The 11,443-nt window shown below is 72.0% G+C and carries 9 protein-coding genes; 7 read left to right on the top strand and 2 right to left on the bottom strand.

Annotated elements, in window-relative coordinates:
• The 4 genes from secD to F6X68_RS24495 form a co-directional block, all read left to right on the top strand.
• On the top strand, positions 1-1,438 hold a 1,438-nt coding region (secD, locus tag F6X68_RS24480; protein ID WP_151456487.1), incomplete at its 5' end, for a protein translocase subunit SecD.
• 1 nt (position 1,439) lies between these two features.
• Positions 1,440-2,633 (top strand): protein translocase subunit SecF, encoded by a 1,194-nt coding sequence (gene secF / locus F6X68_RS24485; RefSeq protein ID WP_151456488.1) that lies wholly within the window; start codon positions 1,440-1,442, stop codon positions 2,631-2,633.
• Between the two features lie 101 nt (positions 2,634-2,734).
• Entirely contained in the window at positions 2,735-3,301 is a 567-nt protein-coding gene (locus F6X68_RS24490; protein ID WP_151456489.1) for an adenine phosphoribosyltransferase, read from the top strand.
• 170 nt (positions 3,302-3,471) lie between these two features.
• A complete protein-coding gene (locus tag F6X68_RS24495) occupies positions 3,472-5,985 on the top strand; it encodes a bifunctional (p)ppGpp synthetase/guanosine-3',5'-bis(diphosphate) 3'-pyrophosphohydrolase (RefSeq protein ID WP_151456490.1) in 2,514 nt (837 codons plus the stop codon).
• 130 nt (positions 5,986-6,115) lie between these two features.
• Here F6X68_RS24495 and F6X68_RS24500 read toward each other — a convergent pair whose 3' ends face one another.
• Both F6X68_RS24500 and F6X68_RS24505 read right to left on the bottom strand, forming a co-directional pair.
• On the bottom strand, positions 6,116-6,955 hold the full coding sequence (locus F6X68_RS24500) for a peptidylprolyl isomerase (protein WP_151456491.1): 840 nt from the start codon (positions 6,953-6,955) through the stop codon (positions 6,116-6,118).
• A 65-nt stretch (positions 6,956-7,020) separates the two neighbouring features.
• Positions 7,021-7,908 carry a peptidylprolyl isomerase gene (locus F6X68_RS24505; protein ID WP_151456492.1) on the bottom strand — a complete coding sequence of 296 codons (888 nt, stop codon included), beginning with the start codon at positions 7,906-7,908 and terminating at the stop codon, positions 7,021-7,023.
• Between the two features lie 323 nt (positions 7,909-8,231).
• Here F6X68_RS24505 and F6X68_RS24510 point away from each other — a divergent pair, with 323 nt between their 5' ends.
• From F6X68_RS24510 to F6X68_RS24520, 3 genes are all read left to right on the top strand, one after another.
• Entirely contained in the window at positions 8,232-8,948 is a 717-nt protein-coding gene (locus tag F6X68_RS24510; RefSeq protein WP_151456493.1) for an MBL fold metallo-hydrolase, read from the top strand.
• Positions 8,949-9,038: 90 nt separating this feature from the next.
• The gene (gene hisS, locus F6X68_RS24515; RefSeq protein ID WP_151456494.1) at positions 9,039-10,367 is read left to right on the top strand and encodes a histidine--tRNA ligase; all 1,329 of its coding nucleotides are present in this window, start codon (positions 9,039-9,041) and stop codon (positions 10,365-10,367) included.
• A gap of 69 nt (positions 10,368-10,436) precedes the next feature.
• Positions 10,437-11,369, top strand: a complete 933-nt coding sequence (locus tag F6X68_RS24520) for an acyl-ACP desaturase (RefSeq protein WP_151456495.1) — start codon at positions 10,437-10,439, stop codon at positions 11,367-11,369.
• Positions 11,370-11,443 lie beyond the last annotated feature (74 nt).

The following is an 11,443-nucleotide window of genomic DNA, read 5'->3' on the forward strand; positions in this document are numbered from 1 at the left end:
CAGCGCCGCCCCGTCGGGCAGCGCCGCGCCGAAGGCGACCGCGTCGCCCAGCGGCGGCCAGGGCGGCATGGCCCCGGCCCCGAGCGCCAGCGCGTCGGCCGCGCCGAGCGCCACCCCCTCGGCCGGCGCCGCCACCCCGACGCCGAGCGCCAGCGCCGAGCCCGTGCCGCAGAGCATCGAGGACCAGCGCAAGGCCGTCGAGCAGAAGGTCGGCGCCGCCGCCTGGGCGGCCGCCAGCGGCCTCCAGGCCCCGGCCGACCTGGCCGCCGACCCGTCGCTGGCGGAGAAGCTCAAGCCGTTCGCGGCTCTCGACCCGCGCGAGGTCGCGGTGCTGCCGGCGACGATGCAGTTCAACGTGCCGCAGATCAGCTGCGCCCAGCTCGACAAGCGCCCGCCGGCGTCGATCTCGGCCGCCAACCAGCAGGCGGTGGCCTGCGAGGACGGCGCCGCGAAGTACCTGCTCGACCAGGCGAAGGTGCTGGGCACCGACGTCGAGGGCGCCAGCGCGGTGCTGGACCAGACCAGCCAGTGGGTCGTCAGCCTCGACTTCTCCGGCCCCGGCCAGGACAAGTGGACCAACCTGACCCGCGAGGCGTTCAACAACGAGGGCCAGGCCTGCGACGCCACCGCCCTCGGCCAGGACGGCAAGTGCCGCGTCGCCGTCGTGCTCGACAACGAGATCGTCTCCTCGCCCGAGATCCAGGGCGTGCTGACGGGCAACTCGCAGATCACCGGCAACTTCAACCAGCGCGACGCCAGCGCCCTGGCCGGCCAGCTGCGCTACGGCGCGCTGCCGGTGACCTTCGAGGCGCAGGAGCAGCAGAACGTCACCGCCACCCTGGGCGCCAGCCACCTGCGGGCCGGTCTGCTCGCGGCGGGCATCGGCATGCTGCTGGTCATCATCTACTCGTTCTTCTACTACCGCCTGCTCGGCTCCGTCATCTTCCTGAGCCTGGTCCTGTCGGCGCTGCTGGTCTTCGGCGCGCTGGTGGTGCTCGGCCGGCAGATCGGGTTCACCCTCACCCTCGCCGGCATCGCCGGCATGATCGTGTCACTAGGTGTGGCGGCGGACTCGTTCGTCATCTACTTCGAGCGGCTCAAGGACGAGATCCGGGAGGGGCGCAGCCCGCGCAGCGCGGTGCCGCGTGCCTGGATCCGGGCCCGCCGCACGATCATCTCGGCCAACGCGATCACGTTGATGTCGGCGGTGGTGCTCTACGTGGTCTCGGTCGGCACGGTGAAGGGCTTCGCCTTCGCCCTCGGCCTGGCCACGGTGCTGGACCTGGTCGTGGTCTTCCTCTTCCGGCACCCGATCATGACGATGTTCGCCCGCACCTCCGCGTTCCTGTCCCCGCGGGTCAGCGGTCTCGGCCGGGCGCTCCCGCCGCGGACGGCCGAGCCGGCCAAGCCCCGCAACCCGCGCGTGAAGGAGGCCTGAGATGGCAAAGAGTGGTCTCGCGAGCCGCCTCTACCGCGGCGAGGCCGGCCTCGACATCATCGGCCGGCGCAAGCTCTGGTTCGGCGTCGCGCTCGTGCTGATCCTGCTGTCGCTGCTCAGCTTCGGGCTGCGCGGCTTCAGCCTCGGCATCGAGTTCGCCGGCGGCAACTCTTTCCAGATCCCGGCGAGCGTCGGCACCCTGGAGCAGACCGAGCTGAAGGTCCAGGACGCCCTGGCCGCGGCCGGCGGCGACGCCAAGGTCGTCACCACCCAGAAGGTCGGCGGCACCGGGGGCGACTTCTACGAGGTGCGGACCACCCAGCTCGACACCGAGCAGGCCAACGCCGTCAAGGACGAGATCGCCGACGAGTTCGGCATCGACGCCGCCACCATCAGCGGCAACCAGGTCAGCGAGGCGTGGGGCAGCCAGGTCACCTCCCGGGCGCTGCTCGGTCTGGTCATCTTCATCGCGGTGGTGATGATCTACCTGATCCTGCGCTTCGAGTGGCGGATGGCGGTCGCCGCGGTCTCCTCGCTGATCATGAACCTGATCCTCACCGCCGGTATCTACTCGCTTGTCGGCTTCGAGGTCACCCCGTCGACGGTCATCGGCTTCCTCACGATTCTGGGCTTCGCGCTCTACGACGTGGTGGTGGTCTTCGACAAGGTGCAGGAGAACACGCGCGGCATCACCGCGAACAACAACCAGACGTACGGCGAGGCGGCCAACCTGGCGATCAACCAGAGCCTCATGCGGTCGCTGAACACGTCGGTGGTCGCGCTGCTGCCGGTCGGTGGTCTGCTCTTCATCGGTGCCGGCCTGCTCGGCGCGGGCACCCTGAAGGACCTCGGCCTGGTGCTCTTCGTCGGTATGGCGGTGGCGTTCCTGACCTCGATCCTGCTGGCCACGCCGCTGCTGGTGCTGCTCAAGAACTACGACCCGCGCATCCAGGCGCACAACAAGCGGGTGCTGGCCCGCCGGGGCGCGATCGCCCGTGGCGAGGTCACCGGCAAGGGCACCGCCCCGCGTACCGACGACTCCGACGACGAGCCGGTCGACCCGGAGTCGGCCGCGCTGGCCGGCGCGGCGCCGCGAGTGGGCGCCCGACCGGCCGGGAAGCGGCCGACCGGCGCCCGGAGCGGCCGACCCGCCGGCGGCGGTGGCAACCGGCCGGGTGGCGGCAAGCGGCGCTGAGCCGGGCCGGGCTGACCCGGTAGGAACCGATCCGACGGCGTCCTTCATGCTGTGCGAGCAGCATGCAGGACGCCGTCGTCGTGAAGGGGAGCGGAACTGCCGTGACGGAGACCCACAGCACCGGGGTACGGGGAGACAGCGGCCCGGCCACCGCCGCGCTGGTCGCCAGCCGGGTGCTCGACGTGCCCGACTTCCCGAAGCCCGGCGTCATGTTCAAGGACCTGATGCCGCTGTTCGCCGACGGCGACACGTTCCGTCAGGTGATCGACGGGATCGTCGCGTACCACGGGCGGGAGTCGTTCGACGTCGTCGTCGGCATCGAGGCGCGCGGGTTCGTGGTCGCTGCCGCCATCGCGTACGCGACCGGGGTCGGCGTCGTGCCGGTGCGCAAGGCCGGCAAGCTGCCCCGTCCGGCCTACTCGGCCTCCTACGCCCTGGAGTACGGCGAGGCCACGCTGGAGGTGCACGAGGACGCCTTCACGGCCGGGCACCGGGTGCTGGTGGTCGACGACGTGCTGGCCACCGGCGGCACCGCCGAGGCGACGCTGGACCTGGTGGAGCGGGCCGGCGGGACCGTGGCCGGCTTCACCGTCCTGCTGGAGCTCGCCTTCCTCGGCGGCCGGGAGCGGCTGGCCCCGCGCCCGGTGCATGCCCTGTTGACCGTTTGACCCCGCCGACCGTCGGGCGGACCCGGTGGGGACCGTCCGGCGGAGCGGCGGGGCACCGTGCGTGCGGGTAGCATTGCCCTTTGCTGACCGGGCGGGACCCGTCCGGTCAGCGCGAGACCAGGCCGGCCGGCGCACGGTCGGTGACTTCCCGGCGAGCGGTGAGGAGGCCGGTGTCCCACGATGTCGCCCCTCCGGTGGAGGGCACGGTGTACCCGACAGGCGACGCGGACGGCTCGGCGACCGCAACCAACGGTGACGCGCAGGCCCCGGAGGCGGGCCCCGGCGTGACCGTCCCGGCCGAGCCCGTACGCCCCGACACGCCGGCGGCCACGGCCGGCGGCGCGGGCGCGGCGACCGAGGGGGTCCTGCTTCCGTTCCCCGCCGACGTCGTCGGCGACCACATGCCGAGCGCCGGTTTTGCGCTCTCCACCGCGCCCACCGGCCGCCGGGTCCGGGCGCGGCTGGCCCGGTTCAACGCGCCCTGGCAGTCCTCGCAGGTCAGCGAGGTGCTGGAGCCGCTGATCTCGACCCACCGGGACGCCCACCCCAAGGCGGACGCGCGGCTGCTCCAGCGCGCCTTCGACACGGCGGCCCGCTGGCACTCCGGGCAGTACCGCAAGTCCGGCGACCCCTACATCACCCACCCGCTCGCGGTCGCCACGATCCTGGCCAACCTGGGCATGGACACCACCACCCTGGTCGCCGCGCTCCTGCACGACACGATCGAGGACACGGAATACACCCTCGACCAGATGCGGGCCGACTTCGGCGGCGAGGTGGCGCTGCTGGTCGACGGGGTCACCAAGCTCGACAAGGTCAAGCTGGGCGACGCGGCCAAGGCCGAGACGATCCGCAAGATGGTCGTCGCGATGGCCAAGGACCCGCGGGTGCTGGTGATCAAGCTGGCCGACCGGCTGCACAACATGCGTACCCTCACCTTCCTGCCCCGCCCGAAGCAGGAGCAGAAGGCGAAGGAGACGCTGGAGATCCTGGCCCCGCTGGCCCACCGGCTGGGTATGAACACGATCAAGTGGGAGCTGGAGGACCTGGCCTTCGGCACGCTCTTCCCGAAGCGCTACGAGGAGATCAACCGCCTCATCGGGGAGCACCAGCCGCAGCGCGAGGCGCTGCTGCGCCAGGTCACCCAGAAGGTGCAGACCGACCTGAAGGCCGCCAAGATCAAGGCGGAGACCACCGGGCGGCCGAAGCACCTCTACTCGATCTACCAGAAGATGATCGTGCGGGGTCGCGACTTCAACGACATCTACGACCTGGTCGGGGTGCGGATCCTGGTCGACACGGTGCGCGACTGCTACGCGGCGCTGGGCGTGATCCACGCCAACTGGCAGCCGGTGCCGGGCCGGTTCAAGGACTACATCGCCATGCCCAAGTTCAACATGTACCAGTCGCTGCACACGACGGTCATCGGGCCCACCGGCAAGCCGGTGGAGATGCAGATCCGCACGTACGCGATGCACCGCACCGCCGAGTTCGGCATCGCCGCGCACTGGAAGTACAAGGAGCACAAGGGCACCCAGATCGTCGGCCCGCCCGCGCACATCGACGAGATGACCTGGCTGCGCCAGCTGCTGGACTGGCAGCGGGAGGCGGCCGACCCGAGCGAGTTCCTCGACGCGCTGCGCTTCGACCTGTCCAGCCAGGAGGTGTACGTCTTCACCCCGAAGGGTGACGTCATCCCGCTGCCGACCGGCTCCACGCCGGTGGACTTCGCGTACGCGGTGCACACCGAGGTGGGCCACAAGTGCATCGGGGCGCGGGTCAACGGCAAGCTGGTGCCCCTCGAGTCGACGCTGTCCAACGGCGACGTGATCGAGATCTTCACCTCGAAGTCCGACACGGCCGGCCCGACGCAGGACTGGCTGGGCTTCGTCAAGAGCCCGCGGGCGCGGACGAAGATCCGGCAGTACTTCAACAAGGAGCGGCGCGAGGAGGCGATCGAGGCCGGCAAGGACGCGATCGTCAAGGCGATGCGCAAGCAGGGCATGCCGTTGCAGCGGATGCTCACCTCCGACGCGCTGATGGCGATCGCCCGGGACCTGCACCTGGCCGACGTGGCCTCGCTCTACGCCGCTGTCGGCGACAGCCAGGTCTCCGCCCAGTCGGTGGTGCAGAAGCTGATGGCCGCGTACGGCGGCGAGGAGGGCGCGGCGGAGGACATCGCCGAGACCGCCGTCGCCACCCGTCCGCCCCGCAGCCGGCAGAGCAGCGCCGACCCGGGCGTGGTCGTACGCGGGGTCAGCGACGTGTGGATCAAGCTGGCGCGCTGCTGCACGCCGGTGCCGCCGGACTCGGTCTTCGGCTTCGTCACCCGCTCCGGCGGCGTGAGCGTGCACCGCGACGACTGCGCCAACGCCGAGGACCTGCGGGCGCAGGCCGAGCGGGTGGTCGAGGTGAGTTGGAAGCTCACCTCGGCGTCCACGTTCCTGGTCGCCATCCAGGTCGAGGCGCTGGACCGGCACAAGCTGCTCGCCGACGTGACCCGGGTGCTCTCCGAGGAGCGGGTGAACATCCTCTCCGCGACGGTCACCACCACCCGCGACCGGGTGGCGGTGAGCCGGTTCAGCTTCGAGATGGCGGACCCGAAGCACCTGGGCCACCTGCTGGCGGCGGTCCGCAAGGTGGACGGCGTCTTCGACGCGTACCGCGTCACCTCCGGCGCCTGACCCCGCCAACCCCTCGCACACCCGCGCCCCGGCCCGGCACCGACCGAGCCGGGGCGCTGGTGTGCGGGTGGGACGGACGAGCGCCCGCCGGCGGGGCCGGCGGGCGCTCGTCGTACGGCTGGGGTGCGGGTCAGCCCTGGGGGGCGCTCATGGTGAGCTTGTTGATGGTGACTTCCTTCTTCGGGTGGCCGCCACCGGCCTGCTTCGCGAACGCCTTGTCGTCGCCCGCCGCCGCGACCTGCTTCACGAGGTCCATGCCGCCGGTGATGGTGCCCAGGACGGTGTAGTTCGGGTCCAGCGGCGAGTCGCCGTAGACGATGAAGAACTGGCTGCCCGTGCTGCCCGGCTGGCCCGAGTTGGCCATCGCGATCACGCCCTCCGGGTACGGGGGCCGCTTGTCGGTGGGCAGGTTCTCCTCGGCGAGCCGGTAGCTCGGGCCGCCGGTGCCGTCGGTCTCGCGCCAGCCCTTGCCCGTCGCGCCGGGGTCACCGCACTGGAGCACCTTGATGCCCTCGGTCACCAGCCGGTGGCACTTGCTGTTGTCGAAGAAGTTCTTCTCCGCCAGGTGGGTGAAGCTGCCCGCGGTGCAGGGCACCGCCGACCGGTCGATCGTGGCGGTGATCGGGCCCAGGTTGGTGTCGATCGTCATCGTCTGGGTGCCCGTGGCCGACTGCTGCACGGCCGGCACCCCGACGTCCTTGATCTGCGGGGACCGCTGGTCGGTGGGGATCTCGGTCCAGGCGCACTGCACGTTGCCGGCACCCGGGCCTGCGGTGTCGGTCTTGTCGTCGTCTCCGCCGAGGGTGGTGACGAGCCAGACCGTGCCGGCGACGACGAGGACCAGGACCGAGGCGGCCCCCACGATCGCCTGGGTCTGCCGGCGTTTGCGGGCCCTGGCCGCGCGCTCGGCCATCTCCTTCTCGAGCCGGGCGCGCGCCGCCGCGCGCTGCCGCTCTCTGGTGGACGTCACGCCTGGATCCTCCTGGGCTGTCGGGTGGCGCGGTCGGTGCCGCTGCGATTGGTGGGGCGGCCGGGTCAGCCGGCGCTCGGGCTGGCCGCCGGAGCGCCCGAAGCGGGCGGCGTCGGTGCCGAGGTCGCCTGCGCCACGGGCTCGCCGACGGTCAGGCTCTGCACGACCACGTCGTCGTCCTTGGGCTTGACCTTGGCCCCCGTCCCATTGTCCACGGTCGGCTTGGCACCGATCTTCGCCACCACGTCGATCCCACCGGTGACCCGGCCGATGATCGGATACTTCGGGTCGGCCGTGGTGAAGTCCTTGAAGAACATCAGGAACTGGCTGCCGTTGGCGCCCGGCGGGTTGGCGATCATCGCGACCGTGCCCTTCGGGTACGTCGCGGGCTGGCCGGCGGCGGGGCTGGCCGACGGTGACGGCGCGGTGGGCACGTTCTCGTCGTAGAACGAGTAGGTGGGGCCGCCGAGCCCGGTGCCGCTCGGGTCGCCGCAGCGCACCGCGCCGTCGGCGGTGATCTCGTGGCACTTGGTGTTGTCGTAGAACGACCGGCTGGACAGGTGGGCGATGCTCGCCGCCGCGCACGGGGCGCCGGCCAGGTCCAGCTCGACGGTGATCGGCGCACCCTGGTTGGTGGTGACCGTCATCGGACGTACGCCGTCGGTGGGCAGTCCCTCGGTGGCCGGGGTGCCGACGTCCTTGAGGTTGGTGTTCGCGGTGGCGTCCTGCGGCGTCCACAGGCAGACGTCCTCGGCGGCCGTGTTCTCCTTCGGCTCGTCGTCGAAGGCGCCCAGCGCCCACGCCGAGCCGCCCACGATCAGCGCGAGGACGACGGCGACGCCGACGCCGGCCTGGATCTGCCGACGACGCTTGACGGCCGAGGCCCGGCGGGCGAGTTGCCGGTCGAGCTTGGCACGCGCCAGTTTGCGCTGCCGGTCCCTGCTGGAAGCCACCCGTGCTCCCCTTCCTCTACCCTGGTCGTCACCGGTGGTCGGGCGTCCTGCGCCCGTTCGGCGGCGGGTGCGCCACGCCACACGCCCGCCAGAGTGTACGGCTACCGACTGGGAAAGTGGTGTACGAGGTCCGGGCCGGGTTTATCGGAACGCGTCACTGCGCCCGGCGGAGCCCACGGGACGCACGCGATCGTCGCCGGACGCGATGCCTGAAACGGGCACGATCGGTGCCACACGGAACGCCCCGGACGCACGCGCAGAACCTCCTCGCCCCGCCCGATAGGCTGCTGACAGGCAACCCACTCGACGGAAGGGGAGCGGACGTGCTCGTGGCCGGCTTTCCCGCGGACGCCTTCGGCACCAACTGCTACGTGGTCGCCGCCGCGCCGGGGGAGCAGTGCGTGGTGGTCGACCCCGGCATCGGGGTGCTCGACCGGCTCGACGCCCTGCTGGCCGAGCATCGGCTGCACCCGGCCGCCGTCCTGCTCACCCACGGCCACCTCGACCACACGTTCTCGGTGGCGCCGGTCTGCGGCGCGCGCGGCATCACCGCGTACGTGCACCCCGGCGACCGGGAGATGCTCGCCGACCCGGCCAAGGGGCTGTCGGCGGATCTCAGGGCGCTCTTCGGGGGGCGGCTGCCGTACACCGAGCCGGAGGACGTCGCCGAGCTGACCGACGGCGCCACGCTCGCCCTCGCCGGGTTGGAGATCACCGTCGACCACGCCCCGGGCCATACCGGCGGGTCGGTGCTCTTCCGACTGCCGGCCGCCGGCTCGTCGTGGGAGGCGGAGCAGCTCTGCCTCTCGGGCGACGTGCTGTTCGCCGGCTCCATCGGCCGCACCGACCTGCCGGGCGGCAGCATGACGAGGATGGTCACCAGCCTCCGGGACAAGATCCTCCCGCTGGCCGACGACACCGTCGTGCTGCCCGGCCACGGCCCCGCGACCACCATCGGCCGCGAGCGCGCGACCAACCCGTACCTCGTCGAGGTGGCGGGTGGCGGCGCGCGACCGGCGGCCCCCGCCCGCGGCCTCTGACCGGCCGCACCGACTTCTCACCCCGCGGCCGTGGCCGGCCGCGCCGACTCTTCGCCCGCGCCGCCCGCGCGGGACCGCGAACGGAGCATCATGAGCAAGCCCACGCCCATCTCCGGCTTCCCGGAGTGGACGCCCGCGCAGCGGATGATCGAGCAGTACGTCCTCGACAAGATCCGCGACACCTTCGAGCTGTACGGCTTCGCCCCGCTGGAGACCCGTGCGGTGGAGCCGCTGGACCAGCTGCTGCGCAAGGGGGAGACCTCCAAGGAGGTCTACCTGATCCGGCGGCTCCAGGCCGACGCCGACGGCCCGACCGGCGACGACGCGCTCGGCCTGCACTTCGACCTGACCGTGCCGTTCGCCCGCTACGTGCTGGAGAACGCCGGCAAGCTCCAGTTCCCGTTCCGCCGCTACCAGATCCAGAAGGTCTGGCGGGGCGAGCGGCCGCAGGAGGGGCGCTACCGCGAGTTCCTCCAGGCCGACATCGACATCGTCGACCGCGACACCCTCGCCCCGCACCACGAGGCGGAGATGCCGCTGGTGATCGGCGACGCGCTGCGCTCGCTGCCGATCCCGCCGGTGCGCATCCAGGTCAACAACCGCAAGATCTGCGAGGGCTTCTACCGGGGCATCGGGCTGACCGACCCGGAGGCGGCCCTGCGCGCGGTGGACAAGCTCGACAAGATCGGTCCGGCGAGGGTGGCCGAGTTGCTGGCGCAGACGGCCGGGGCGAGCGAGGCGCAGGCCAAGGCGGTCCTGTCGCTGGCGGAGATCTCCGCCCCGGACGCCTCCTTCGCCGACGCCGTCCGCGCGCTGGGCGTCAGCGACCCGATGCTCGACGAGGGGGTCGAGGAGCTGGTCCGGGTGGTGGAGACGGCCGCCGCGCACTCGCCGGGGCTCTGCGTGGCCGACCTGCGCATCGCCCGGGGCCTGGACTACTACACGGGCACGGTCTACGAGACCCAGATGATCGGCTACGAGCGGTTCGGCTCGATCTGCTCCGGCGGCCGGTACGACAACCTGGCCAGCGCCGGCGCCACCCGCTTCCCGGGGGTCGGCATCTCGATCGGGGTGACCCGGCTGCTGGGGCTGCTCTTCGGCGCCGGCGCGCTGTCGGTGTCGCGGGACGTGCCGACCTGCGTCCTGGTCGCGGTGACCAGCGAGGAGCAGCGCGCCGCCAGCAACCGGGTGGCCGAGGCGCTGCGCTCGCGGGGCGTGCCGACCGAGGTGTCGCCGAGCGCGGCGAAGTTCGGCAAGCAGATCCGCTACGCCGAGCGGCGGGGCATCCCGTACGTCTGGTTCCCCGGGGTGGACGGCGCGGCCGACGAGGTCAAGGACATCCGTTCCGGCGAGCAGGCCGCCGCCGCGGCGGGGGAGTGGACGCCGCCCCGGGCGGACCTCAGGCCGCTGGTCAGCTGAGACATTACTGGCGCGTACGCGCGATCGGACCTACGGTGGCGTAAGTTACGCCACCGTAGGGAGATCGTCGTGACCGCACTCAGCCAGACCGCCCTGCTCCTCGAACTGGCACCCGTCGTCGAGAAGAACCTCGACCGGCACCTGGCCGTCGCCAAGGAGTGGTTCCCGCACGAGTACGTGCCGTGGAGCGAGGGGCGCACCTTCGACGGGCCGCTGGGCGGCGAGGCGTGGGCGGAGAGCGACTCGACGATCCCCGACGTGGCCCGTACCGCGCTGATCGTCAACCTGCTGACCGAGGACAACCTGCCCTCGTACCACCACGAGATCGCCACCCTGTTCGGCCGCGACGGCGCCTGGGGCACGTGGGTGCACCGGTGGACCGCCGAGGAGGGTCGGCACGGCACCGCCATCCGCGACTACCTCACCGTCACCCGGGCGGTGGACCCGGTGGCGCTGGAGCGGGCCCGCATGACGCACATGTCCGCCGGCTACGCCAACGTCCACGACGACGAGGTGCTGCACTCCCTGGCGTACGTCTCGTTCCAGGAGCTGGCCACCCGGATCTCGCACCGCAACACGGGTCGGGTCACCGGCGACCCGGCCTGCGAGGCGCTGCTGGCCCGGGTCGCTGCCGACGAGAACCTGCACATGGTCTTCTACCGCAACCTGCTGGCCGCCGCCTTCGAGCTGGCGCCGAGCCAGGCGATGCGGGCGGTCGCCGACGTGGTGGCCGACTTCCAGATGCCCGGCAACGGCATCGACGGCTTCGCCCGCAAGTCCGTGGCGATCGCCCTGGCCGGCATCTACGACCTGCGCCAGCACCGCGACGAGGTGGTGGCGCCGGTGCTGCGCCAGTGGGACGTCTTCAACGTGACGGGGCTCGACGCCGACGGCGAGACCGCCCGCGACCAGATCGCGACGCACCTCGACGACCTGGACCGCGCCGCCACCCGCTTCGAGGAGAAGCGCGACGCCCGGGCCGCCCGCCTGGCCGCCCGCTGACCCGTCCCCGTCCCCGCCGCCCTCGCCTCGTCGATCATGCAGTTGTGGCGGGGGATGGAAGCCGCGAACCGCCA

It is taken from the genome of Micromonospora sp. AMSO12t, assembly GCF_008806585.1.
Lineage (GTDB): Bacteria > Actinomycetota > Actinomycetes > Mycobacteriales > Micromonosporaceae > Micromonospora > Micromonospora reichwaldensis.

Excerpts from the sequence above, each read along its gene's own strand:
- secF (WP_151456488.1), top strand. The coding sequence starts at position 1,440 with ATGGCAAAGAGTGGTCTCGCGAGCCGCCTCTACCGCGGCGAGGCCGGC.
- hisS (WP_151456494.1), top strand. The coding sequence starts at position 9,039 with ATGAGCAAGCCCACGCCCATCTCCGGCTTCCCGGAGTGGACGCCCGCG.